Source organism: Ruegeria sp. CJ3 (assembly GCF_056536725.1).
This window is the reverse complement of the sequence record NZ_JBQFQE010000004.1, coordinates 78,760-104,241: the sequence shown is the minus strand read 5'-3', so window position 1 is coordinate 104,241 and position 25,482 is coordinate 78,760. Positions and strand designations below refer to the sequence as shown.

Annotated in this window: 21 protein-coding genes; 15 read left to right on the top strand and 6 right to left on the bottom strand. The window is 63.1% G+C overall.

The features are described 5' to 3' along the window. The first annotated feature begins 170 nt into the window (after positions 1 to 170). On the top strand, positions 171 to 1,805 hold the full coding sequence (locus tag ACR0J1_RS08830; protein WP_480732629.1) for a SulP family inorganic anion transporter: 1,635 nt from the start codon (positions 171 to 173) through the stop codon (positions 1,803 to 1,805). Positions 1,806 to 1,944: 139 nt separating this feature from the next. On the opposite strand, the gene ACR0J1_RS08825 is transcribed toward ACR0J1_RS08830, so the two are convergent. After that, a complete protein-coding gene (locus tag ACR0J1_RS08825; protein WP_480732631.1) occupies positions 1,945 to 2,550 on the bottom strand; it encodes a flavin reductase family protein in 606 nt (201 codons plus the stop codon). A gap of 72 nt (positions 2,551 to 2,622) precedes the next feature. On the opposite strand from ACR0J1_RS08825, the gene ACR0J1_RS08820 reads away from it, so the two are divergent. The 5 genes from ACR0J1_RS08820 (at position 2,623) to ACR0J1_RS08800 (ending at position 5,670) form a co-directional block, all read left to right on the top strand. After that, positions 2,623 to 3,117 carry a GNAT family N-acetyltransferase gene (locus ACR0J1_RS08820; protein ID WP_480732633.1) on the top strand — a complete coding sequence of 165 codons (495 nt, stop codon included), beginning with the start codon at positions 2,623 to 2,625 and terminating at the stop codon, positions 3,115 to 3,117. Positions 3,118 to 3,170: 53 nt separating this feature from the next. Continuing rightward, positions 3,171 to 3,920: an EcsC family protein gene (locus ACR0J1_RS08815; protein ID WP_480732635.1), complete on the top strand. Its 750-nt coding sequence runs from the start codon at positions 3,171 to 3,173 to the stop codon at positions 3,918 to 3,920. Between the two features lie 96 nt (positions 3,921 to 4,016). Beyond that, a complete protein-coding gene (locus ACR0J1_RS08810; RefSeq protein WP_480732637.1) occupies positions 4,017 to 4,502 on the top strand; it encodes an NUDIX hydrolase in 486 nt (161 codons plus the stop codon). Between the two features lie 70 nt (positions 4,503 to 4,572). Further along, positions 4,573 to 5,028 carry a DUF1178 family protein gene (locus ACR0J1_RS08805; RefSeq protein WP_480732638.1) on the top strand — a complete coding sequence of 152 codons (456 nt, stop codon included), beginning with the start codon at positions 4,573 to 4,575 and terminating at the stop codon, positions 5,026 to 5,028. Between the two features lie 3 nt (positions 5,029 to 5,031). Then, complete coding sequence (locus tag ACR0J1_RS08800; protein ID WP_480732738.1) at positions 5,032 to 5,670, top strand: SDR family NAD(P)-dependent oxidoreductase; 639 nt, start codon at positions 5,032 to 5,034, stop codon at positions 5,668 to 5,670. Here ACR0J1_RS08800 and ACR0J1_RS08795 read toward each other — a convergent pair. Further along, a complete protein-coding gene (locus tag ACR0J1_RS08795) occupies positions 5,664 to 6,020 on the bottom strand; it encodes a hypothetical protein (protein WP_480528469.1) in 357 nt (118 codons plus the stop codon). The genes ACR0J1_RS08800 and ACR0J1_RS08795 overlap by 7 nt on opposite strands. A 165-nt stretch (positions 6,021 to 6,185) precedes the next feature. Between ACR0J1_RS08795 and ACR0J1_RS08790 the strand changes: the two genes are divergently transcribed. From ACR0J1_RS08790 to ACR0J1_RS08765, 6 genes are all read left to right on the top strand, one after another. After that, positions 6,186 to 7,424 (top strand): aspartate kinase, encoded by a 1,239-nt coding sequence (locus tag ACR0J1_RS08790; RefSeq protein WP_480732639.1) that lies wholly within the window; start codon positions 6,186 to 6,188, stop codon positions 7,422 to 7,424. A gap of 46 nt (positions 7,425 to 7,470) precedes the next feature. Continuing rightward, positions 7,471 to 9,714, top strand: a complete 2,244-nt coding sequence (gene ptsP, locus ACR0J1_RS08785; RefSeq protein ID WP_480732640.1) for a phosphoenolpyruvate--protein phosphotransferase — start codon at positions 7,471 to 7,473, stop codon at positions 9,712 to 9,714. Between the two features lie 223 nt (positions 9,715 to 9,937). Next, on the top strand, positions 9,938 to 11,383 hold the full coding sequence (gene zwf, locus ACR0J1_RS08780; protein ID WP_480732641.1) for a glucose-6-phosphate dehydrogenase: 1,446 nt from the start codon (positions 9,938 to 9,940) through the stop codon (positions 11,381 to 11,383). A 2-nt stretch (positions 11,384 to 11,385) separates the two neighbouring features. Next, the gene (gene edd / locus ACR0J1_RS08775; RefSeq protein ID WP_480732642.1) at positions 11,386 to 13,191 is read left to right on the top strand and encodes a phosphogluconate dehydratase; all 1,806 of its coding nucleotides are present in this window, start codon (positions 11,386 to 11,388) and stop codon (positions 13,189 to 13,191) included. A 2-nt stretch (positions 13,192 to 13,193) separates the two neighbouring features. Beyond that, on the top strand, positions 13,194 to 13,826 hold the full coding sequence (locus ACR0J1_RS08770; RefSeq protein ID WP_480732643.1) for a bifunctional 4-hydroxy-2-oxoglutarate aldolase/2-dehydro-3-deoxy-phosphogluconate aldolase: 633 nt from the start codon (positions 13,194 to 13,196) through the stop codon (positions 13,824 to 13,826). A gap of 51 nt (positions 13,827 to 13,877) precedes the next feature. Beyond that, complete coding sequence (locus tag ACR0J1_RS08765; RefSeq protein ID WP_480732644.1) at positions 13,878 to 15,068, top strand: pyridoxal-phosphate-dependent aminotransferase family protein; 1,191 nt, start codon at positions 13,878 to 13,880, stop codon at positions 15,066 to 15,068. A gap of 74 nt (positions 15,069 to 15,142) precedes the next feature. Here the strand turns inward: ACR0J1_RS08765 and ACR0J1_RS08760 are convergent, their stop codons facing one another. Next, complete coding sequence (locus tag ACR0J1_RS08760; RefSeq protein WP_480732645.1) at positions 15,143 to 16,252, bottom strand: pyridoxal phosphate-dependent aminotransferase; 1,110 nt, start codon at positions 16,250 to 16,252, stop codon at positions 15,143 to 15,145. Positions 16,253 to 16,420: 168 nt separating this feature from the next. On the opposite strand from ACR0J1_RS08760, the gene ACR0J1_RS08755 reads away from it, so the two are divergent. Continuing rightward, positions 16,421 to 17,203, top strand: a complete 783-nt coding sequence (locus tag ACR0J1_RS08755) for a crotonase/enoyl-CoA hydratase family protein (RefSeq protein ID WP_480732646.1) — start codon at positions 16,421 to 16,423, stop codon at positions 17,201 to 17,203. Here ACR0J1_RS08755 and ACR0J1_RS08750 read toward each other — a convergent pair whose 3' ends face one another. The 3 genes from ACR0J1_RS08750 to ACR0J1_RS08740 all read right to left on the bottom strand — a co-directional run bounded on the left by ACR0J1_RS08750 (position 17,204) and on the right by ACR0J1_RS08740 (position 21,991). Next, complete coding sequence (locus ACR0J1_RS08750) at positions 17,204 to 17,536, bottom strand: DnaJ family domain-containing protein (RefSeq protein ID WP_480732647.1); 333 nt, start codon at positions 17,534 to 17,536, stop codon at positions 17,204 to 17,206. It lies immediately after the preceding gene. A gap of 39 nt (positions 17,537 to 17,575) precedes the next feature. After that, positions 17,576 to 18,748, bottom strand: a complete 1,173-nt coding sequence (locus ACR0J1_RS08745) for a benzoate/H(+) symporter BenE family transporter (protein ID WP_480732648.1) — start codon at positions 18,746 to 18,748, stop codon at positions 17,576 to 17,578. A gap of 123 nt (positions 18,749 to 18,871) precedes the next feature. Further along, on the bottom strand, positions 18,872 to 21,991 hold the full coding sequence (locus ACR0J1_RS08740; RefSeq protein WP_480732649.1) for a valine--tRNA ligase: 3,120 nt from the start codon (positions 21,989 to 21,991) through the stop codon (positions 18,872 to 18,874). 142 nt (positions 21,992 to 22,133) lie between these two features. Here ACR0J1_RS08740 and ACR0J1_RS08735 point away from each other — a divergent pair, with 142 nt between their 5' ends. Then, the gene (locus ACR0J1_RS08735; RefSeq protein WP_480732650.1) at positions 22,134 to 24,425 is read left to right on the top strand and encodes a xanthine dehydrogenase family protein molybdopterin-binding subunit; all 2,292 of its coding nucleotides are present in this window, start codon (positions 22,134 to 22,136) and stop codon (positions 24,423 to 24,425) included. Further along, the gene (locus ACR0J1_RS08730; RefSeq protein WP_480732651.1) at positions 24,403 to 25,479 is read left to right on the top strand and encodes a DUF2235 domain-containing protein; all 1,077 of its coding nucleotides are present in this window, start codon (positions 24,403 to 24,405) and stop codon (positions 25,477 to 25,479) included. The genes ACR0J1_RS08735 and ACR0J1_RS08730 overlap by 23 nt, the downstream gene beginning before the upstream one ends. The last annotated feature ends 3 nt before the right edge of the window (positions 25,480 to 25,482 follow it).

Below are 25,482 nucleotides of genomic sequence, written 5' to 3'. Positions count from 1 at the left end.
GGCCCGGTTTGGCAAGCGGCTTCAACGGTTTGTGTGCCCCGCGCCGCCCAAGCTGCACAAGCTATGTTCTGGGCGCATATCAGGGTCCCGCCTGGCGCAGTACCTCTCGCCGAGTTTGCCCTGTAGAAGGCCCCCTTCGCGCGAACCCCATAGACCGACAGGACCGATCCATGCCCCGAGCCTTGCTGGCCAGCTTTGCCAACCGTATTGCCATGCCCGATCTGCGCTGGATGCCGGACGAGGGCTTTTCGGTCTCACGCATCCGCATTGAACTGTTGTCGGGGCTCACCGTCGCGCTGGCACTGGTGCCCGAGGCGGTGGCCTTTGCCTTCGTCGCCGGGGTGCATCCGCTGGTCGGGCTTTATGCTGCGTTTCTGGTGGGGCTGATCACGGCGCTGATCGGGGGTCGTCCGGGCATGATCTCGGGCGCGACCGGGGCGTTGGCTGTGGTGATGGTGGCGCTGGTGGCGCAGCACGGAGTCGAATACCTGTTCGCCACGGTGGTCTTGATGGGCATCTTGCAGATCATTGCCGGGGCGATGCACTGGGGCCGCTTTATCCGGTTGGTGCCACACCCGGTCATGCTGGGCTTTGTCAACGGTCTGGCGATTGTGATTTTCTTGGCGCAGATGGGCCAGTTCAAGGTCCCAGGCACGATGGAAAATACCGGTCACGGTATGGGCGGGGGCGAATGGCTCTCGGGCATGCAGCTTTACACCATGCTGGGCCTTGTGGCGCTGACCATGGCGGTGATCTGGGTCATGCCGCGCATCACCCGCATCATTCCCGCGCCGCTGGCCGGGATCGTGGTTGTGGCCGCGCTGGTGATCGGCATGGGGTTGGATGTGCCACGCGTGGGCGACCTGGCCTCGATCGAAGGCGGCCTGCCCTCGTTCCACATCCCCATGGTGCCGCTGACATGGGAGACATTCGAGATCATCCTGCCCTACGCGGTCATCCTAGCCGCAATCGGCCTGATCGAATCCCTGCTGACGCTCAATCTGGTCGGAGAGATCACCGGACGGCGGGGCGGAGCTTCGCAGGAATGCATCGCGCAGGGCGCAGCCAACGTGGTGACCGGGTTCTTTGGCGGCATGGGCGGGTGCGCGATGATCGGCCAGTCGATGATCAACGTGAAATCCGGAGGCCGCACCCGCATCGCGGGCATCGCCGCGGCGCTGTTCCTGCTGCTGTTCATCCTCGTCGGATCGTCGCTGATCGAGCAGATCCCGCTGGCCGCGCTGGTGGGGGTTATGTTCATGGTGGTGATCGGGACATTCGCATGGAACTCGTTCAAAATCCTGCTCAAGGTGCCGATGACCGACGCCTTCGTCATCGTGCTGGTGACGGTGGTGACCGTGATGGAAGACCTCGCTGTCGCAGTTGTGGTCGGGGTCATCGTCTCGGCGCTGGCCTATGCCTGGAACAACGCCAAACGCATCCACGCGGTCACGCGCGAGTCCCATACCGAAGCGGGGGCCAAGGTCTATGAAGTGCAGGGCCCGCTGTTCTTTGGCTCGTCCGACGGGTTCATCGAGCTCTTTGACGTTGCGGGCGACCCCGACACGGTGATCGTCGATTTTGCCGACAGCCGTGTGGTCGATCAATCCGCCCTGCAGGCAATTGAAAACATCGCCGCGAAATACGAGGCCGCTGGCAAACGCCTCATGCTGCGCCACCTCAGCCGCGATTGCCACAAGCTGCTGACCAAGGCGGGGCACCTGATGGTCGACAGCGATGATGATCCTGAATACGAACTGGTGGTGGATTACTCTGTCCGCACCGGGATTCTGGGCGGCCACTGACTTTTTGCGAGGCTCTGCCTCGCGCTCCGGGATATTTATAGCCAGATGAAGTGCGGATCCCCTGCTTCATCTGGCCAAAAATATCCCGGGGGAGTCGCCCGCAGGGCGGCGGGGGCAGCGCCCCCTTCCGCCCATGGGGTCAATCGTCGGGGCGGTTCAGTGAGAACAGCTCACTCACCACCGAATAATCCCGATATCCTAGCCGCGCGAGCGGTTTGAATGAGGTCACATCAAACTTGCCGTCGCGGATGTGCGCGTCCTGCAGGTGTATGCCGGTGACCTCTCCGAATACCACACGGTTTGCTTCGCCGGGCAGGGTGACAATCTGAGTCAGTTTGCATTCCAGTGCAGCGGGGGCGTCTGCGACCCGGGCGCAGGTGATGGTTTCGCATTCGGCAGCCGTCAGCCCCGCATGGGTGAACTCGTCGATATGTTTCGGCAGGCCCGCCGAGCTGGCATTCATCGCGTCCCGGTGGGCATGGGCGACCACATTGACGCAAAACACGCCCGTCGCCTCGATATTGGCAATGCTGTCCTTGCCGCCATCTTGGTCGTGTTTTGTGCCGGTGGTCGCGAACATCACTTGCGGTGGCGTGTAAGCGACACCGTTGAAGAACGAATAGGGGGCCAGATTGTTGATTCCGTCTGCGTCCCGGGTGGAAATCCAGCCGATCGGTCGTGGCGTGATGATGGCGTTGAACGGGTTATGCGGCAGGCCGTGGCCGTCTTCGGGGCGATAGAACATAAGGTCTCCAAGCGTTTGCCCAAGGCGTATCGAAGTGCTAGGGCGAATTCCAGCAGGGAAAAGAGGGCGCGCGTGCAGCAGTTCAGGATCAGGCCGGAAGAGGCGGACGACTGGTGGGAGGTCGAGGCGCTCTATGATCTCTGCTTCGCGCCGGGGCGCGAGGCGTTGTCGTCCTACCGGCTGCGCGATGATGTGCCGCCTGTGGCCGGGTTGTCGCTGGTGGCGCGGGACGGGCAGGATATTCTGGCCGGTGCGATCCGGTTCTGGCCCGTGCATGTGGGTGACCATGATGCATTGTTGCTGGGACCTGTTGCAGTGCATCCGACCCATCAGGGCGAAGGGCTGGGTGGCTATCTGATCCATCAGGGGGTTGAGGCCGGGCGCGCCCGGGGCTGGGGCAGGGTCATGCTGGTGGGCGATGCGCCCTATTATGCCCGGTTCGGATTTGCCCCGCTGGTCGGGGTTGAAATGCCGCCGCCCACCAACCCCGACCGGGTTCTCGGGATGGAGCTGTCCCCCGGAGTTTGGGATGGAATTCAGGGGCTTGTGACGCGCTGGTCTCGCTGACCCATTGAAAACCTCCCGCAAAATGCCGATGTTTTCAGGACAGGAGGGCACAGATGCAGGACGTGGTTCTTGTCGAAAAACTCGATCCCGAGGCGGAACTTGACCGGCTGGCGCGGCTTTATAGCTCGGCCGGAGGGGTCGGGGTCAATCTGTTAAACAAGCTGGGCGGTTCGGCGGAATCTCTGCTGGACCAACTGCCCGAACCTGTGCGCAACGGCCTGACCGATGCGACCGAGCAGGCCCTGTGGCTTGCCATGCACGCCGCCGAAGGGTCCAGACGTGCCGTGCCGGATCAGAAACCATGGGTCAACACTGCGCTGACCACCGCGATGGGGGCTGCCGGGGGCTTGGGCGGCGCATCGACGGCTCTGGTCGAACTGCCCGCAACCACGGCGATGATCCTGCGCGCCATTCAGGGTGCGGCGGCGCGGGAAGGGTTTGATCCGGCGGCGGAGAATGTGAAATTCGACTCGATCCGGGTGCTGTCCGCCGCGGGGCCTCTGACCAAGGATGACGGGGCCGATCTGGGGTTTTTCTCGATGCGCCTGACGCTGACCGGCCCAACCATGCAGCGGCTGATTGCCATGGTGGCCCCACGTCTGTCGGTGGTTCTGGGCCAGAAACTGGCGGCGCAATCGGTGCCTCTGCTGGGGGCGCTGGCCGGGGGCGGCACGAATTTTATCTACACCCGCTATTATCAGCAGATCGCCCATGTCCATTTCGGCTTGCGACGGCTGTCGATCGATGCCGATATCCCCCACGATGACCTCGTCCGCCGCCTGTCGGGACGCATGGCGATATAGACGCATCTTCTGAAAAGCTTGGAATATGAACCTGCATGTGGTAATTCTGGCTGCATAAACCGCAACATAAGCGGAGCGAGCAGTTAGGTATGAACCGTGTTTGACGGGCGCAGCAGCACGAGCAATGGCAGGCTTTCGACCGAGGGTCTCTCTCTTTCAGGGGCGCTTCCGGTATTCGCGCAGGCCGCCGCGCTTTGCTATCGCCTCAAGGCGGGGCGGCCCGAGATATTGCTGGTCACTACCCGCCGGGCGGGGCGCTGGATCATTCCCAAGGGCTGGCTGATAAACGGCCTCAGTCCGTGGCAGACGGCGGCCCGTGAGGCCTGGGAAGAGGCGGGCGTGCTGGGCACTTGCGGCACCGAAAGCCTGGGGCGGTTCGCCTATGTGAAGAACCGCCGTAACAAGGGATCGGGGCTGTGCCTGGTCGATGTGTTTCCGCTGCATGTGCGGCGGCTGGCGGTGGATTTCCCCGAGACGGGGCAACGCAGGCGTAAATGGCTGTCGCCCGAAAAAGCGGCGCAGCGGGTCGGGTCGCCCGATCTGGCTTTACTTCTGCGTGGTTTCGGTCACCTGCCGCAATAGGGGCCAAGATCAAGACTTGATATTACCATGTTGGTCGGTATCTATTCGCCAACCGGTTCTTGGATTTGTGATGATTCAATACGCATTGAAATGCAGCGAAGGCCACAGCTTTGATAGTTGGTTCCAGTCCGCAGCCGCTTTTGACAAGCTGGCGGCGGCGGGGATGGTTACCTGCGCCGTCTGCGGCTGCAATCATGTGGAAAAAGCGGTCATGACGCCCCGGGTGCGCCCTGCGCGCAGCGCTGCGGCAGAACAGACCCCGCCAGCGCCTGCAAGTGAACAGATCGACGTGACCACGCCGACGCCCGATGTCGAAAAGGTGCTGGCCGATCTGCGCCGCAAGGTCGAAGAGAACTCGGACTATGTCGGCACCGATTTCGCCACCGAGGCGCGCCGGATTCATCTGGGCGATGCGCCCGAACGCGCCATCTATGGCGAGGCCCCGCCCGAAGAAGCCCGGGCCCTGGTCGAGGATGGTGTGCCGGTCGCGCCTCTGCCCTTCATCCCCAGACGCAAGACCAACTAAGTGATGCATGTTGTCATAACCGGCGCGGGCCGTGGGATCGGGAAAACGCTTTCGGATCAATACCGTGTGGCGGGTCATGATGTCACCGGAACTGCGCGGGACGGCAGCGCGCAGATCACGCTGGATGTCACCGACCCGGCAGATCACGTGGCTATGGCCCGCGGGTTACAGGACCGCCCGGTCGATCTGCTGATCTGCAATGCCGGGGTCTATCTGGACAAGGGCCACGACATCAGCGGCTATCCCGCCGAAATGTGGGCGCAGAGTTTTGCGACCAACGTCACTGGCGTTTTCCTGACGGTGCAATCGCTGCTGCCGAATGTGCGGGCGGCGCGGGGCAGGATCGCGATCCTGTCGTCTCAGATGGCCTCGCACAGCCACGCGCCCGGGGGCAGCTATATCTATCGCGCGTCAAAGGCGGCGGTGCTGAATCTGGGGCGCAATCTGGCAACGGACCTGCGCAGCGATGGCATTGCGGTTGGTATCTATCACCCCGGCTGGGTGCAGACCGATATGGGCGGTGCCGCAGCCGAGATCAGCGTTGATCAGGCCGCCGAGGGGCTGATCCGGCGGTTCGATACGCTATCCCTTGAAACCACGGGATGTTTCGAAACCTGGGATGGCCGCGCGCACGCCTACTGAGTGCCAAGCGCCGCTTTGGGGATTTCGTACACCTCGCCGGGCTCGATGAAGATCACCATGATATCGCCGGGCGTCTCATAGGTCAGCTTGGACGTTGAACTGCTGGAATCGGGCACACCGCCGGTGAAATAGATCCGCCGGACCTCTCCGGTTTTCAGCTGTACGGCCAGTGTGGCCGTGCCATCCTCGCGCTTGCGCAGCTCGGCGGGGCAGCTGTCCAGCGGCTCGCCCGCCAAAGCGGCGCAGGGCACGGTGCCGAGCGAATTCTCGCCATCGGTACCCGACAGGGTGGCGACCTGCGCATGGGCAGCGGTTGAGATCAGGGTCAGGGCAGCGGCGAAACGGTACATGGAAATCCTCGTGGGCGAATATTCGTGCGCAGGCTGACACCGGGGCGATGCAATGTAAAGCGGCCCCGCGTCGCAGGCGAAACTTCTTTGCGCCCTTGCCCTTACGCCCCCCCTCGCATAAGACGCACGGGATCAGAAATCCAAGGCGCGGAGACATTTGCCCCCATGCCCGTACTCGTGATGAAATTCGGCGGCACATCGGTCGCCAATCTGGACCGTATCCGCCGCGCCGCCAAGCGCGTGGGGGTTGAGGTTGCCAAGGGCTATGACGTGATCGTCATCGTCTCGGCCATGTCCGGCAAGACCAACGAACTGGTGGGCTGGGTCGATGAAATTTCGCCGCTGTATGATGCGCGCGAATATGATGCGGTTGTGTCCTCGGGCGAGAATGTCACCGCCGGTCTGATGGCGCTGACCCTGCAGGAAATGGATATCCCAGCGCGCAGTTGGCAGGGTTGGCAGGTGCCGCTGATCACCAATGGTGCACATTCGGCGGCGCGGATCGAAGAGATTCCGCCGGAAAACATTACCCAGAAGTTCGGCGAAGGGATGCGTGTCGCGGTTGTCGCGGGCTTTCAGGGCATCAGCCCCGAGGGCCGTATCACCACGCTGGGCCGGGGTGGCTCGGACACCACCGCCGTTGCCTTTGCCGCCGCGTTCGAGGCTGAGCGCTGCGATATCTATACGGATGTGGACGGCGTCTATACCACTGACCCGCGCATCTGCGAAAAGGCGCGCAAGCTGGACAAGATCTCGTTCGAGGAAATGCTCGAACTGGCCTCGCTGGGGGCCAAGGTGCTGCAAACCCGCTCGGTCGAGCTGGCGATGCGCTACAAGGTGAAACTGCGCGTTCTCTCAAGCTTTGAAGAACAATCCGACGAGGCCGGCACGCTGGTCGTCGACGAGGAGGAAATCATGGAATCCAACATAGTTTCGGGCGTCGCCTATTCGCGGGATGAGGCCAAGATGACCGCCGTTTCGGTCGCCGACCGCCCCGGCATCGCCTCGATCATCTTCACCGCGCTCAGCGATGAGGGCGTGAATGTGGACATGATCATCCAGAATATCTCGGATGAAGGCCGCACCGACATGACCTTTTCCTGCCCCACCAATCAGGTCACCCGCGCCGAAAAGGCGCTGCTGGCGATCAAGGAAAAGGGTGAGCTGAACTATGCCGAGCTGGTTGCGGACGAAGACGTCTGCAAGGTCTCGGTCGTGGGTATCGGGATGCGCTCGCAATCCGGTGTGGCGGCGAAAATGTTCCGGGTTCTCTCGGATGAGGGGATCAACATCAAGGTCATCACAACCTCTGAGATCAAAATTTCCGTGTTGATTGACAGGAAATACATGGAACTTGCGGTTCAGGCGCTGCATGATGCCTTTGAACTGGACAAGGCGGCCTGAGCTGATCGGCCAAGGGTCACGCCTGACACCATAAGACGGTTGGGCCATGGCGGACGGCACTGAAACAGAATCCCGTAAGCTGCTGGGGCGGCTGCGGGAAGAGATGGCCAGCGAGGCCGCCGGTCAGGAGCGCCTCGACCGGATCACCCATCTGATCGCCGACAGCACGCGGCGCGAGGTCTGCTCGATCTACCTGTTCCGCGATGAAGACACGCTGGAACTCTGCGCCACCGAAGGTCTGTCGCCCGAAGCGGTACACAAGACCCGGATGCGCATGGGCGAGGGGCTGGTGGGTCGCGTTGCCAAGTCGGGCAAGGTGGTGAACACCGCCGATGCGCCTTCGGCCAAGGGCTTCCGCTATATGCCCGAGACGGGCGAGGAACGGTTTTCCTCCTTTCTGGGCGTCCCGGTACAGCGTCTGGGCGAGAAGCTGGGCGTGCTGGTTGTGCAGTCCCGCGATGCGCGCGAGTTCTCGGCGGATGAGGTCTATGCGCTGGAAGTGGTCGCCATGGTGCTGGCCGAGATGGCCGAGCTGGGTGCTTTCGTGGGCGAGGGCGCGGCCCTGTCGCCGCTGCACCAGCAATCGGTCCAGCTGAACGGCGGCCCGGCGCAGGAGGGCTCGGCCGAAGGCCATGTCTGGCTGCACGAACCCCGCGTGGTTGTCACCAACCCTATTGCCGAGGACCCGCACCGCGAACGTGAACGTCTGAGCGAGGCGGTTGAGGAATTGCGCGTTGGCGTCGACAAGATGCTTGAGATTTCGCAGGGCGGGGATACCGAACAGCTTCAGGTGCTCGAAGCGTATCGCATGTTTGCCAATTCCAAGGGCTGGATGCGTCGGATGGAGGAAGACATCGCCCTTGGCCTCAGCGCCGAGGCGGCGGTCGAGAAAGAACAATCGCAGGCCCGCGCCCGCATGGGTCAGGTGACCGACCCCTATTTGCGCGAACGACTGGCCGATCTGGATGACCTCAGCAACCGTCTGTTGCGCATCCTGACCGGGCAGGGCAACACCAACGGGGCCGACCTGCCGCCCGATCCGATCCTGATCGCCCGCAATATCGGGCCCGGAGACCTTCTGGAATATGGCCGCTCGCTCAAAGGCATCGTGCTTGAGGAAGGGTCGGTCGGCAGCCATGCCACCATCGTTGCCCGCGCGCTGGCGATCCCACTGGTGGTGCACGTGGGCCGGATCACGACCGAGGCGCTGAACGGCGATCATATTCTTGTCGATGGCGACAATGGCGTGGTCCATCTGCGCCCCGAGGACACCGTGGTGAACGCCTTCCGCGACAAGGTTGCGATGCAGGCCAAGGCGCAGGAACGCTATGCCTCGATCCGCGAAACCCCGACAGTCACCCGCGACGGCGAGCGGATCAGCTTGGTGATGAATGCCGGCCTGATGGCTGATCTGCCTTCGCTGGGCAATTCCGGCGCCGAAGGCGTGGGCCTGTTCCGGACCGAGCTGCAGTTCCTGATCCGCAACCAGATGCCCAAACGGTCGGAACTGGTGACGCAGTATCAGCGGGTTCTGGACGCGGCGGGGGAAAAGCGGGTGGTGTTCCGCACACTGGATATCGGCTCCGACAAGGTTCTGCCCTACATGAAGCATGTGGACGAACCGAACCCGGCACTGGGCTGGCGCGCCATCCGGGTTGGTCTGGACAAGCGTGGGGTGATGCGGATGCAGTTGCAGGCGCTGATCCGCGCCGCCAATGGCCGCCCGCTGACGGTGATGTTCCCCTTTGTGGCGCAGGCCGACGAATTCCGCGAGGCCCGCTGGGAGGTCAAGAAAACCATCGAACGCGAACGGCGTCTGGGCCATGTCCTGCCCGAAACGCTCGAAGTGGGGGCGATGCTGGAAACCCCATCGCTGGCCTTTGCGCCGCAGAAATTCTTTGACGAGGTCGGGTTTATCTCGATCGGCGGCAACGATCTGAAACAGTTTTTCTTTGCCGCCGACCGCGAAAACGAACTGGTGCGCCGCCGCTACGACACGCTGAATGTCAGTTTCCTCAGCTTCATCGAACGCATTGTCGAGCGATGCCAGATTTCGGACACCCCGCTTAGCTTTTGCGGCGAAGATGCGGGCCGCCCGGTCGAGGCGCTGTGTCTGGCCGCAATGGGCATCCGCACCCTGTCGATGCGCCCGGCTTCAATCGGGCCTGTCAAAAGCTTGCTGTTGCGGTCCAACCTGCAGGATGTGCGCAAGATCATCGCCGACGCGCGCCACCGCGGTGAACAATCGGTGCGCCCGGCGGTGATGGAATGGCTGCGTACACAGTCCTGACCCGCGGTGCCTGAAACTTTCAAAGTTTCAGACCGGTTTCTTTTCAAGAAACCGCCAGCACCCGGTTTCAACGCCGCACACAAATCCGGGCTTGATTTTTGCCCCCGGGTTTCTTATCCAGCCGATGATTGTTAGCGATAACATGGCAAAGCAACGCTTCACCCTTACACATCCGGGCGGCCCGCTGCTAAACAGGCAATGAACCCCGAGAAGGAGCCTCACCATGGTCTCACGCGTTATTCCGGTGGATCCGTTCGACCTCGTATTGTTCGGCGCGACCGGCGATCTGGCGCAGCGGAAGATTCTGCCGGGGCTGTATCACCGCTTCGAAGTGGGCCAGATGCCCGAAGACGCACGGATCATCGGCACCGCGCGCTCAGACATGGACAGCGACGGTTTCCGCGACGTGCTGCGCGCCTCGATGCAGAAGTTTGCGCCGCAGTTCCAGAAAGAGACGTTGGATCGGTTCCTGCGCCATGTGGAATATGTGCCGGTGGATGCGCTGGGGGAGGCGGGCTGGTCCGATCTGACCGCTCAGCTGCGCCCCGATGTGGTGCGGGCCTTTTACCTCTCGGTCGGGCCCAGCCTGTTTTCGGGCATCGCCCGGGGTCTCAATGACAATGGTCTTGCCACCCCCGACAGCCGCATCGTCGTTGAAAAACCCTTCGGCCACGATCTGGCCTCGGCGCAAGCCCTGAACGAGGGCCTGCGCGCCTGTTTCGAAGAGCATCAAATCTATCGGATCGATCACTATCTGGGCAAGGAAACCGTGCAGAACCTGATGGCCCTGCGTTTTGCCAATTCCCTGTTCGAACCGCTCTGGAATGCCACCCATATCGACCATGTCCAGATCACCGTGGCCGAAACGGTTGGCGTCGAAGGCCGCGGGGCCTATTACGATCAATCCGGCGCGATGCGCGACATGATCCAGAACCATCTGGTACAACTGCTGTGTCTGACGGCGATGGAGCCACCTTCAAAATTCGCCCCCAACGCGGTGCGGGATGAAAAGGTCAAGGTGATCGAAGCGCTGGAGCCGGTCGCGCCCAAGGATATCGCCCGCGGTCAGTACCGCACCGACGAAGGCGGCGATGGCTATCTGGATCACGTCGGCAATCCGGCCAGCCGCACCGAAAGCTTCATTGCCCTAAAGCTTCATATCGGCAACTGGCGCTGGGCCGGGGTGCCATTCTATCTGCGCACCGGCAAACGCCTGCGTGCCCGCGAATCCGAGATCGCGGTGTTCTTCCGAGACCCGCCGCATACGATTTTCCCGAATGTGGGCCCTCTGCACGGCAACGTTCTGGTGATCCGACTGCAACCGGACGAAGGCATCACCCTGCGCACCACCATCAAAGAACCGGGGCAGGGCGGTTTCCGCCTGTCCGACGTCGCATTGGACATGAGCTTTGCCGACGCGCTGGTCGACGGCCAACAATCCCCCGACGCCTATGAGCGGCTGATCATGGATGTGATCCGCGGCGACCAGACCCTGTTCATGCGCGGGGATGAGGCCGAGGCCGCCTGGGCCTGGGTCGACCCTATCATCCACAGCTGGGAAGAACGCGGCGACAAGCCCGCGAAATACGATCAGGGCAGTTCCGGCCCCGAAGAAGCCCTGATGCTGATGCATCGCGATGGTCGCCGCTGGCGTCAGATCGGAGGATAATCATGCTCAACACAGTAATATCCGACGTCACCAAACGCATCATCGACCGCAGCGCCGATCTGCGCGGCCCGCATCTGGAGCGGATGGAGCAGGCCAAATCTAAAGGCCCCGCCCGCGCGCACCTGTCTTGCAGCGGTCAGGCCCATGCCTATGCCGGTGCGGGCGAAGATCAGGACTCCATGGCCACCGGCACGGCAGGCAATCTTGGTATCGTCACCGCCTATAACGACATGCTCTCGGCCCACCAGCCGTTCGAACGCTACCCCGCGCTGATCCGCGATGCGATCCGCGCCGCAGGCGGTACTGCTCAGGTCGCTGGTGGTGTGCCTGCCATGTGCGACGGCGTCACGCAGGGCGAGGCGGGGATGGAATTGTCTCTGTTTTCCCGCGACGTGATCGCGTTGGCCGCTGGCGTGGCGCTCAGCCATAATACCTATGATGCTGCCGTATTCCTCGGCGTCTGCGACAAGATCGTGCCCGGCCTGATCATCGGCGCGCAGGCCTTCGGACATCTGCCTGCTGTCTTCCTGCCCGCCGGTCCGATGACCAGCGGCCTGCCAAACGACGAAAAGGCCAAAATCCGCCAAAAATTCGCCGCCGGAGAAATAGGCCGCGAAGACCTGATGAAAGCCGAAATGGCCGCCTATCACGGCCCGGGCACCTGCACCTTCTACGGCACCGCCAACACCAACCAGATGCTGATGGAGTTCATGGGTCTGCACTTGCCGGGCTCCAGCTTCGTCAACCCCAACACCCCTCTGCGCGACGCCCTGACCGAAGAAGGCGCCCGCCGCGCCCTATCCCTCAGCGCGCTGGGCAATCACTACACCCCGGTCTGCCAGATCCTTGACGAGCGGGCCTTTGTGAATGGCATCGTCGGGCTGATGGCCACCGGGGGTTCAACCAACTTGCTAATCCACCTGATCGCCATGGCGCGCGCAGGCGGTATCGTGCTGGACTGGCAGGATTTTTCCGACATCTCCGCCGTGGTCCCTCTGGTCGCGCGGGTCTATCCGAACGGTCTGGCCGATGTGAACCATTTCCACGCTGCAGGGGGCCTTGGCTTTGCCATCGGCACATTGCTGAACGAAGGCCTGCTGCATCCCGACACGCTGACGGTCGCTGGACAGGGTCTGCACAACTACACCCAAGAACCCAAGCTGAAAGATGGCGAGCTGGTCTGGGAAGACGGCGCGGGCCACAGCCTGAACGATAAAATCGTCCGCCCCGCCAGCGACCCGTTCCAACCGACCGGCGGCCTCTCGCGCCTGACCGGCAATCTGGGCACCGGCGTCATGAAGGTTTCAGCTGTCGCGCCTGAACATCAGGTGGTCGAAGCCCCCGTGCGCGTGTTCCATGATCAGAACGAAGTGAAAGCCGCCTTCAAGGCCGGAGAGTTCACGAGCGACACCATCGTTGTCGTGCGTTTCCAAGGCCCCAAGGCCAACGGCATGCCCGAATTGCACTCGCTGACCCCAATGCTGTCCATCCTGCAGGGCCGGGGACACAAAGTGGCGCTGGTCACCGATGGCCGCATGTCCGGAGCCTCTGGCAAGGTTCCCGCGGCTATCCATGTCTGCCCCGAGGCGCTGGATCAGGGTCCAATCGCCTATCTGCAGGACGGCGACCTCCTGCGCGTGGATGCTGTGAAGGGAGAACTGGAAATCCTCACCCCCGGCGTCCTCGACCGGGCGCCAGCCACCGCCGACCTGACCGCGAACCAGCACGGCGTCGGGCGCGACCTCTTCGGTGCGTTCCGCCAGAACGTCGGCTCAGCCGACACCGGCGCCAGCATTTTCGGAGTGTAAGCATGTCCAAAACCCAACGCACCCGCGAGATCTGCGCGCTGGCTCCCATCGTCCCGGTTCTGGTCGTCGATGACGCCACCCACGCCCGCCCGCTGGCCGAAGCGCTGGTTGCTGGGGGCCTCCCGGCGCTCGAAGTCACCCTGCGCACTCCCGCAGCCCTTGATGCCATCCGCGCCATGGCCAACGTGCCCGGAGGCGTCGTTGGCGCAGGCACTCTGATCACGCCCGAAGATGTCCGCGCCGCCAAAGCGGCAGGCGCGCAATTCGGCGTCTCGCCTGGCGCAACCGACGCGCTCATTGCTGCCTGCGAGGCCGAAGGCTTGCCCCTTCTGCCCGGAGCAGCCACTGCGACCGAGGCAATGGCCCTGCTGGAACAGGGCTATGACATGCTGAAATTCTTCCCGGCCGAAGCCTCGGGCGGTGCCCCCGCCCTGAAGGCCATCGGTGCCCCCCTGCCGCAGATCACCTTCTGCCCCACAGGCGGCGTCTCGCCCGCAAATGCCCGCGATTACCTGTCGCTGCCCAACGTCATCTGCGCCGGCGGCAGCTGGGTCGCGCCCAAGCAGATGGTCCAAAACGGCGACTGGGCGGGGATCGAGACACTGGCGCGTGAAGCCGCCCGCCTGACGGATTGACGCGCCGCCACTCGGCGCTAGGGTAGACCGCAAGTCAAACAGGTTGCCCTCATGACAAACCAAACTTCCCTCGCGCAAGGGCGCGAGTATCTGGCCATCCCCGGTCCATCGGTCATGCCCGATGCGGTGCTGCAGGCCATGCACCGCCCGTCGCCCAATATCTACGACGGCGAACTGGTCGAGATGATGCCCGCCCTGCTGCAGGACCTGCGCCGCGTCGCCCGCACCGACCATGACGTCGCCATCTACATCGCCAACGGCCACGGCACGTGGGAGGCGGCGCTGTCGAACGTCATCGCGCCCGGCGAAACCGTGCTGGCCCCCGCCTCGGGCCGCTTTGCCGAAGGCTGGGCCGAGATGGCCGAAGGCCTCGGCGCACAGGCGCAGGTGATCGACTTCGGCATGTCCGCGCCCTGGGATTTCAACCGCATCGCCGAAGCGCTGCGTGCCGACACAGACCACAGGATCAAGGCGGTGCTGGCCGTGCATGTGGACACCTCCACCTCGATCCGCAACAACATCCCGGCCCTGCGTGCCCTGCTGGATGACCTACAGCACCCGGCGCTGCTGATGGCCGACTGCATCGCCTCGCTGGGCTGCGACCGGTTCGAGATGGACGCCTGGGGCGTCGATGTTACCGTCACCGCCTGCCAGAAGGGCCTAATGACGCCTGCTGGCATGGGCTTTGTCTATTTCAACGACAAGGCACAGGCCAAACGCGCCGCTATGCCCCGCGTCTCGCACTACTGGGACTGGCAGCCCCGCGCCAATCCCGACCTGTTCTACCAGCATTTCAACGGCACCGCGCCGACCCATCACCTCTATGGGCTGCGCGCCGCCCTCGATCTGATCCATGCCGAGGGCCTCGAACAGGTCTGGGCCCGCCACACCCGCCTCGCCCATGCCATCTGGACCGCGTGCGAGGTCTGGGCCGACGGCGGAGCACTGCAGTTCAACGTCGCCGACCCGGCCCACCGCAGCCACGCCGTCACCGCCCTGCGCCTGACCGAAGGCCGAGGCACGCCGCTGCGCAACTACACCGAAAACCAGCTCGGCCTGACCCTCGGTATCGGATTAGGGATGGAGGATTGGGACGGTTGCTTCCGCCTCGGCCATATGGGCCACGTGAACGCTCAGATGGTGATGGCTATGCTGGGCGGTATGGAAACAGCGATGGCCGCACTCAACATCCCTCGCGGCACGGGCGCCCTCGAAGCCGCCGCCGCCACCCTGGCCAACTGATCCAGTCTTCATCTGGCCAAAAATATCCTCGGGGGGATCGCGCCCAAAGGCGCGATGGGGGGCAGACAGCCCCCCTACACGGCCCGGGCCCGCTCCAAGGCCCGGGGCAGCGCGGCCTCAAAAGCCGCCATCTCCGCATCGCTACCACAGCTCACCCGGATACACCGGTTCTGCGGGGCCGCGAATGGCATCCGCACAAACACCCCCTGATCGACCAGAGCATCCAACACGGCTTTTGCAAACACCCCATCCCGCCCACAATCGATCGCCACGAAATTGGTGGCCGAGGGCAAAGGCTCCAACCCATTCGCCCGCGCAATCTTCCCGATCCGGCCGCGCGCCGCTGCGATCTTCGTCTGAACCTCGGCCAGCCATGCCTGATCCTGCAACGCCGCCAGTGCTCCGGCCTGCGCGGCCCGGTTCATACCGAAATGATTGCGCACCTTGTTGAACGCGGAAATCAATTCGACTGCCCCCATCGCATAGCCAACCCGAGCCCCCGCCATCCCATACACTTTGGAAAAGGTCCGCATCCGGATCGCGCGCGGGTCATCCACCGTGACCGGGGCTGCAGTCCCCTTGGGCGCGCATTCCACATAGGCTTCGTCCAGAACCAGCAGGCACCCAGCGGGCAAGGCCTCCATCGCAGCCACGATGTCCGCCCCGGAATGCCAGCTTCCCATCGGATTGTCGGGATTGGCCAGATAAACCAGCTTGGCGTCCACCTCTGCCGCCTTGGCAAACAAAGCCACCGGGTCCTCATGATCCCCGGCATAGGGGACCTTGTGCAGGACACCTCCGAACCCGGCAACATGATAGTTGAACGTGGGATAAGCCCCGTCCGACGTCACGACTGCATCGCCCGGCCCAACCAGCAGCCGCACCAGATAGCCCAGCAAACCGTCAATCCCTTCGCCCACCACGATGTTTTCGGGCGCAACACCATGATGCGCCGCCAGCGCATGACGCAGGTCAAAATTCTCGGGATCACCATACATCCAGACCTCGGCCGCCGCCCGCTGCATCGCCTCAACCGCACGGGGCGAGGGGCCAAAGATGCTTTCGTTCGCGCCCAGCCGGGCCGCAAACGGCGCGCCGCGCTGGCGTTCCTGCGTTTCGGGGCCGACAAAGGGCACGGTGGCGGGCAAGGATTGCGCAAGCAGAGTGTAACGAGGACCGGTCATGGCCGCAGATAAGCGCAACCTCCGGGGCGGGGCAAGCCTTCCCCTCGCAGCTAACCCGCGCCGCCAGGGTTCAGGCGCATCCCAGCCATCGATTTGCCCTGACGTCGCGGTGGCGCTTGTGCCATGGGTCTGGCAGGGTTGGCACAATAACGCTGTCCGGAGGTCCCCATGTCTCGTGTTTCCATCGACTACAAAGACCACATCGCCCATGTCACCCTGACCCGTGGCGACAAGATGAATGCGTTGGACGATGCGATGATCAAGGCGATCCTGTCCGCAGGGCAAGAGGTCGCCGCCGCCGATATCCGCGCCGTGGTGCTGTCGGGCGAGGGCAAAAGCTTCTGCGCCGGGCTGGACATGGCCAGCTTTGCCAGCATGGCCCACACCGACCCGACCGAATGGCTGATGACCCGCAGCCATGAGGACGCCAATGAAATGCAGGAGCTTGCCCTGATCTGGCGGCGCGTCCCCGTCCCGGTGATCTGCGCGATTCAGGGCGTGGCCTATGGTGGTGGTCTGCAGATCGCGCTGGGCGCCGATATCCGCATCGCCCACCCCGGGGCCAAGCTGGCCGTGATGGAGATGAAATGGGGCATCATCCCCGACATGGGCGGCATGGTCCTGCTGCCCGAGCTTGTCCGCTCGGACGTGCTGCGGCTGCTGACATACACGGCCCGCCCAATCGGCGCACCGCAGGCTGCCGATTGGGGGCTGGTGACGAAGCTGTCCGATGACCCTCTGACCGAAGCGCTTGCTCTGGCCGAGGATATCGCAGGCCAAAGCCCCTCGGCGATCCGCGCAGCCAAACGCCTGATCGACGTGGCCGAAACCCGGGGTCGGGCCGATGTGCTGCTGGCCGAGTCCTCGGAACAGGTGGACCTGATCGGCAAGCCGGACCAGATGGAGGTCGTGATGGCACAGATGCAGGGCCGCAAGCCCGAGTTCAAATGATCACCGCATGAATGCCCGTCGCGCATCGCGGGCCATGTTGTATCGCATCTCAAGATCCGCGATCTTTGCCATCGAGGCCTTGCGTTCTTCAGGATCGGTCAGCGTGGCATAGTCCTTGCGCGCCGCGTCCAGCTGTTTCTTGATGTCGAACTCTTCGGGCAGCACGCCCGCCTGCGCCATGATCCGGTGACCGGCGGCAATGGCCGGATCGCTCTGCGCCTCGCCCGAGCGGTCGGGCAGCGGAGCACCTTCGCCTTCAAGGCCTTCCAACTGGCCCTCGGCCTGCGCCTTCCTGATCTGGCGTTCCACCAGTTTTCCCAACGATCCGAACATGGCCCCATTCTACCGCCCGTTGCGGCAGGGGAAAAGCGATTAGCGCACCCTGTTCGAGATAAGATACGCGATGCCGCCGGCCACCAGCCCCCAGACCGCCGCACCCAGTCCGAACACCGTGATGCCCGATGCGGTGATGGCGAGTGTCAGAATGGCCGCCTCACGCTCGGCGGCTACATCCAAGGCGGCGTGGATGGCGTTCGCCATCACTCCGATCAGGGCCACCCCGGCCAGCGTACCCATCAGCAACGGGTCGGCATGAGCGGCAAAGCTGGTGATCGCCACAGCAAAGACACCAAACAGGCAGTAGAATACGCCGCCCATGATCGCGGACCAATAGCGCAGAGCTGGATCGGGGTGGCTGTCCTCATTCGAACACATCGCGGCGGTGATGGCGGCCAGACAGGTTGCGGGCGCGCCGAACGGGGCTGACAGAAGACTTGCGCCGCCGACGGCTGAGAACAGGGGCCCGGGGACGGGGGCAAAGCCAAAGCTGCGCATCACCGCGACGCCGGGGATGTTCTGCGTGGCCATTGTGACGATGAACAATGGCAGACCGATACCGATGACCGATGCGAGCGTGAACGTGGGCATGTTCCAGACCGGCGCCGCCACCAGCCGGTCGGGCACTACCTGCGCCTCTCCGGCATTCAGGGTCACAACGATGGCGGCTGCGACTACAGCTGCCGGAACCGCGAACAGTCGGTTGAACCGTCCGGCGATGAACCATGTCAGGATCACCGGCAACGCCTGCCACGGGATTTCGACCGCCGCCTTGAACGGTACAAGGCACAGCGGCAACAGCACCCCCGCCAGCATCGCCTGCGCCAGCGACGTCGGGATTGCTGCCGCCAACCGCCCGAGCGGTTTCCACGAGCCCGCCAGAACGGTCAGCGCCCCGGCGCACAGGAACGCTCCGATGGCGGCGGAATAGCCCTCGACCGGGGCGGCGGAGACAGCCAGCAGCGCCGCCCCCGGCGTGGACCATGCAACGCTGATCGGCAGCTTGTACCGCAGGCTGAGGATGATCGCCGCCAGCCCCATGGCAATCGCCGCGCTCATCAGGCCTGATGCAGCCTGCGCAGGTGTTGCGCCCATCGCGCCCAGCCCTTGCAAGACAATGGGGAAGGAGCTGAAGAACCCGACAACGGCCACCACCAGCCCGGTCGAGATGGTCTGCATTGGGGGAAGCGGGGTCGCAGGCTGGGTCATGTGTCTGTGCTAGCAATCGCCCGTGCGCGTGAACAGGTCAAAACTCTGACGCGGTACGAAAAACCCCGCCGTCAGTGCAGGCGGCGGGGTTTGGGAATTTGAGTATTTTTGAAAAGATGAAGATCAGGCGATTTCTGCCAGACGGGCCAGCGCCTCGTTCAGTTTCGCCTCTTCTTCTTCGCGGGCGGCGAGGTTGGCTTTGGCTTCCTCGACCACCTCCTCCGGGGCCGAGGCCACGAATTTGGGGTTGTTCAGACGCCCGCGCAGGCCGCCGAGTTCCTTGGCCAGTTTGCCCTTGGCTTTCTCCAGCCGCTCCTTTTCCGCACCAATGTCGATGATATCCGCCAGCGGCAGGCCAAAGGACGCGCCCGGGGCGGCGATCGAGATGGTGCCTTTGGGCAGTTCAGCGGCCTTGGTCAGGCTGTCGATGCGGGCGAGGCGTTTGATCAGCGCCTCGTTGCGATCCCATGCGGCCTGGCCATTAGCGTCAATCTCGGTCACCAGCATCGGCACATAGAGGCCCGCTGGAACCCGCATCTGCGCCCGGGCCGAGCGGGTGTTTTCGATGACCGAGATCACCCAGTTCATCTCACGATCCGCGTCTGCATCGACCAGTTCGGTGCCATAGGTCGGCCAGTCGGCGTGAACGACCATCTTGGCACGGATGCCGGTCAGGCTCCAAAGTTCCTCAGTGATGAAGGGCATGATCGGGTGCAGCAGAACCATGCACTGATCCAGAACCCAGCGCATGGTGGCGCGGGTTTCTGCCTGTGCCTCGGCGTCGTCGCCTTGCAGCAGGGGTTTAGACAGCTCCACATACCAGTCGCAGACCTTGCCCCAGACAAAGGCATAAAGCCCGTTGGCGGCGTCGTTGAAACGATAGCTTTCCAGCGCCGCATCGACTTCTTCGCGCACGCGGGCGGTTTCACCGATGATCCAGCGGTTCACGGCGGCCTTGGGTTTCAGGTCGGCCACGTCCAGTTGTGGGACGGCATCGGTGAAGACCTCGTTCATCTCGGCAAAGCGGACGGCGTTCCACAGCTTGGTGCCAAAGTTGCGATAGCCGGTGATCCGGTCACGCGACAGTTTCAGCACGCCGCCAATCGCTGCCATCGAAGCATTAGTGAACCGCAGCGCGTCTGCGCCGAATTCGTCCACGATCTCCAGCGGGTCGATGACGTTGCCGGTGGTCTTGGACATCTTCTTGCCCTTCTCGTCGCGGACAAGCTGGTGCAGGTAGACGGTGTGGAACGGAATCTGATCGACCACGGCCAGTTGCATCATCATCATCCGGGCGACCCAGAAGAACAGGATATCCGCACCAGTGATCAGAACATCCGTGGGGAAGTAGCGCTCCAGTTCCTCGGTCTGCTCGGGCCAGCCCAGCGTGCCGATGGGCCAGAGGCCGGAGGAGAACCACGTGTCGAGGACGTCGGGGTCGCGCCACAAAAAGAAATCGTCTGCCTCGCTTCCATTGGGATCAAGCCTCTTAAGCTGCCTCTGTGCGATGCCCGTATCATCTACTTCATGGATTCGATGAAGGGCGAAGCTGCCGACCCCGTTTTCGCGCTCAGAACCATAGAAATCGGTTGCCAATTTTTGTGCGGTTTTGAAGTTTGCGGCGCAGAACGACACCGGGTTATCGAAATCCCATTCCGTCTTGCGAACAACGACTCCGTCAATCTCATTCGCTTTGTCTGATTTGACACCCGGCCCATACCATACCGGAATCTGATGTCCCCACCACAGTTGGCGCGAGATGCACCAGGGCTCGATGTTCTCCAGCCAGTGGTAATAGGTCTTCTCGCCCGACTCGGGGATGATCTTGACCGTGCCGTCCTTGACCGCATCCAGCGCGGGGCCGACGATTTTTTCGGCGTCCACGAACCACTGATCAGTGAACATCGGCTCGATCACCACTTTTGAACGATCACCAAAGGGCTGCATGATCGGTTTGCTCTCGACCAGCGGCACCAGCGCCGCCGGGTCGTCATCTTCGCCCAGCTTGGTGCCCAGAACCGGATTGTCGGCGCGGGTCATCACCGCCAGACCGTCAGCCGTAATCTCTTCCACCACCTTCGCCCGCGCCTCGAACCGGTCAAGGCCGCGCAGGTGATCGGGGATCAGGTTGATCGCGTCGATCTCGTTCTCGGTGAACGCTTTGCCGCGCGCGTATTCCTGCGCCTTGCCGGCCTCTTCGGTGTAAGGCGCACCATCGGCCCGCATAGCGCCTTTGGTGTCCATCAGGCGGTACATCGGGATGCCGCCGCGCTTGGCGACCATGTTGTCGTTGAAATCATGCGCGCCAGTGATCTTCACCGCGCCCGAGCCGAATTCGGGGTCGGGATAGTCATCGGTGATGATCGGAATCTGACGACGATGTTCTTTTGGTCCAACCGGGATTTCGCAGAGTTTCCCGACGATTGGCGCATAGCGTTCATCCGACGGATGAACCGCAACCGCGCCGTCGCCCAGCATGGTTTCGGGCCGCGTGGTGGCGATGGAGATATAGTCGCGCTGTTCCTCCAGCACGATATTCCCGTCCTCGTCCTTCTCGACATAGGTATAGGTCTCGCCACCAGCCAGCGGATATTTGAAATGCCACATATGGCCCGGCGTTTCGATATTCTCGACCTCAAGATCGGAAATCGCGGTTTCGAAATGCGGGTCCCAGTTGACCAACCGCTTGCCGCGATAGATCAGACCTTTCTCGTACATATCGACGAAAACCTTGATCACCGCGTCGTGAAAATTCGCAGAATTTTCGTGCCCCGTGCGCGGGTCACCCGCTGCACCTGCCATGGTGAAGGCGTTGCGCGACCAATCACAGCTTGAGCCCAGACGCTTCAACTGCTCAATGATCGTGCCGCCGTATTCGCCTTTCCATTCCCAGACTTTCTCAAGGAACTTCTCACGCCCCAACTCACGCCGACCCGGTTGCTGGGTCAGCATCAGCATCTTTTCGACCTGCATCTGCGTGGCGATGCCCGCGTGGTCCTGACCGGGCTGCCACAGCGTGTCGAACCCGCGCATCCGGTGCCAGCGGGTCAGGATGTCCTGCAACGTGTTGTTGAACGCGTGCCCCACATGCAAAGCACCCGTCACGTTGGGCGGCGGGATCATGATGGTAAAGCTTTCGTCGCGCGAGCGGTTTGCGCCTGCCTTGAAGGCTCCGGCCTCTTCCCAGGCCTTGTAGATACGGGCCTCGGCCTCGGCCGCGTTGAATGTCTTTTCCATCGCCATCGGGTGCGTCCTGCGTCATCGGATTGAAGGTCAGCGCCTGCAATATCGGAAGGATTGCGAAAGGGGAAGGGGCGGTACGCGCTCTGGACAATGATGCCGCGCAACCTACTCTCGCAGCTGACGCAACCCAAAGGAAAACCCCATGCAGAAATTCGGCAAAAGCCAGCCCGTCAAACGGACCGAAGATCAGCGATTTCTGACCGGTCAGGGGCGCTATATGGACGATGGGGTGCCCCAAGGCGCGCTGCACGCGGTCTTTGTCCGAAGCCAGCTGGCCCATGGCAAGATCACCGCGCTGGATCTGGACGCGGCGCGGGCTGCCGATGGGGTGCATCTGGTGCTGTCGCTGGATGACCTGACTGCGGCGGGGATCGACACGCTTATGAACGCGGCGACGGTGCCGAACCGCGACGGCTCTGACATCCTTGAGACCAAGCGCCACATGCTGGCCGCAGACCGCGTCCGGTTTGTTGGTGAGCCGATTGCCGTTGTCATTGCCGAGACCCCGGCGCAGGCCCGCGATGCGGCGGAACTGGTCTGGGCCGAGATCGACGAGATGCCCGCCAAGCTGGACCTGCACGCGGGCGGCGCGCCGCTGCACCCAGAGGCCCCGGACAACCGCGCTTTTGACTGGGATCTGGGCGACGAGGCCGCGACCGAGGCCGCGTTCAACGCCGCCGCCCGCACGGTGTCTTTGAACGTGGTGGACAACCGCGTGATCATCACCTCGATCGAACCGCGCGGCTGTCAGGCCAGCTGGGACGAGGGTCGGTTGCATTTTGCCTATGGCGGGCAGGGCGTGTGGGCGATGCGCGCCCAGCTGGCGCAGAAGCTAAAGCTTGCGCCCGAGGCGATCCGCGTCACCACCCCCGATGTGGGCGGCGGCTTTGGCATGAAAGTCATGCCCTATCCCGAGTATTTCTGCGTCTCGGTCGCCGCCATGAAGCTTGGCCGGACCGTGCATTGGATGTCCGACCGGTCCGAGGCGATGCTGTCTGATCACCATGGGCGCGACCTGACCTCGCTGGCGGAACTGGCCTTTGACGAAACCAACAAGATCACCGCCTACCGGGTGCACAGCAAGGTGAACCTCGGGGCGTATAGCAGCCATTTCGGGCAGGCGATCCAGACCAGCCTGTTCAGCAAGGTGCTGATGGGTGTTTACGATGTGCAAACCACCTATCTGCGGGTCGAGGGGTTCTTTACCAACACCACACAGGTCGACGCCTATCGCGGCGCAGGCCGCCCCGAGGCGATCTATGTCCTTGAACGCGTCATGGACCGCGCCGCGCGCGAGCTGGGCGTCGACCCGTGGGAACTACGCCGCCGCAACTTCATCAAACCCGAGGCATTCCCCTACAAGACCGCCACAGGCGAAACCTATGATGTGGGCGAGTTTGACATGGTGTTGAGCCGCGCCGCCGAGCAGACGGGCGGGTTTGCCGCCCGCAAGGCCGCTGATGCCAAACGCGGCCTGATCCGGGGGCAGGGCCTTTGTTATTATGTCGAAAGCATTCTGGGCGACCCCTCTGAGAACGCGAAGATCGAGTTTTGCGGAGATGGCACCGTCAACCTCTATGTCGGCACGCAATCGAACGGGCAGGGGCACGAGACTGTCTATGCCCAGTTCCTGTCGGATCAGACCGGGGTTCCGGTGGATCGGATCACCGTGGTGCAGGGCGATACCGACCGTCTGTCCCATGGCGGCGGCACCGGCGGGTCCCGGTCGGTCACGGTGCAAAGCACGGCCACTCTGGCCACAATCGACGTGATGATCGCCGCATTCACGCCCTATCTGGCCGATAAGATGGGCGTTAAGGAGGACGACGTGCGTTTCGATCATGAAACCTTCCGCGCGCCGGGGTCGAACCAGACCCCCACACTGACCGAGGCCGCAGACATGGCCCGCGCCGATGGTCGCACCGATCTGCTGCGCCATGAGGCGCGCGCCAACCTGGATGCGCGCAGCTATCCCAACGGCGCGCATGTTGCCGAGGTTGTTATCGATTCTTACACCGGCGAAACCCACGTTGACCGCTATACGGTGGTTGACGATTTCGGCAACCTTATCAACCCGATGCTGGCCGAAGGGCAGGTGCATGGCGGCGTCGCGCAAGGCATCGGACAGGCCCTGACCGAGCATGTGGTGCATGATGCCGACGGGCAACTGCTCACGGCTTCGTTGATGGATTACGCCTTGCCCCGCGCCGCCGGGATACCCATCATTAAGTTTACCTCGGCGCCGGTTCCGTCAACCGCCAATCCCATGGGGATGAAAGGCTGTGGCGAGGCCGGCACCGTGGGCGCTCTGGCTGCGGTGGCAAACGCGGTTCAGGACGCGCTCTGGGATTACGGGGTGCGACAGGCGGATATGCCGTTCACCCCTCATAAAGTATGGGAATTGCTGACACATGGTTCTGTCGCGGCTGAGTAGAAAGGTACTGGGATGGCTCGGACGGCCTTTACGGTCCGAGCACTCGGCCGAGTCGCGCCACCGCGAACCGATCAGCCACGTGATCATCCTTGACGGCACCATGTCGACGCTGGAGCCCGGGCGCGAAACTCATGCAGGCCAAACCCTGCGTTTGGCCTGCGAAAGGGGCAGCAAGGTCTCGGTCTTTTACGAGGCCGGGGTTCAGTGGGACAGCTGGAAATCCTCGCTGGACGTGATGATGGGCCGCGGTATCAACCGCCAGATCCGCCGCGCTTATGGCTATCTCGCCTCGCGCTACAAACCCGGCGACAAGATTTTCTTCATCGGCTATTCGCGCGGCGCATACGGCGTCCGCAGCCTTGCGGGCGTGATCGACGCAATCGGGCTGCTCAAGGCCGAACACGCCACCGTCCGCAATATCAAACAGGCCTATCGCCACTATGAATGCACCGCCAACGGCACGGCGGCGGCCGAGTTTCGGAAACAGTTTTGTCACGAAGATGTCGCCATCGAGATGGTCGGCGTCTGGGATACGGTCAAGGCGCTGGGCCTGCGCCTGCCGCTGCTGTGGCGCTGGGCCGAGGAACGCCACGCCTTCCACAACCACCAGCTTGGCCCAGCCACGCGCCACGGCTATCACGCCATGGCCCTGGACGAGACCCGCGAAGTGTTCGAGCCGGTGCTGTGGAAATGTACCCCCGATTTCAAGGGGCATGTCGAACAGGTCTGGTTCCGCGGCACCCACGGCGATGTGGGTGGTCAACTGAATGGGTTCGAAGAGGCCCGCCCCCTCAGCAACATCTCCTTGATCTGGATGCTGGACAAGGCCGAACTGCACGGGTTGCCGCTGCCCGAAGGCTGGCGCGACCGGTTCCCGACCGACACATCCGCGCGCTCGGTCGGTACATGGCGCGGTTGGGGCAAGATTTTCCTGCTGCGCAAGCACCGGAAGGTGGGGCGCGACCGCTCCGAGCGTCTGCACGTCTCAATCGCGCCGGACGAGCTACCCGGCTGGGTACCGATGCCGGATTTGCCGTCCCATCCGGCGCAATAGGGT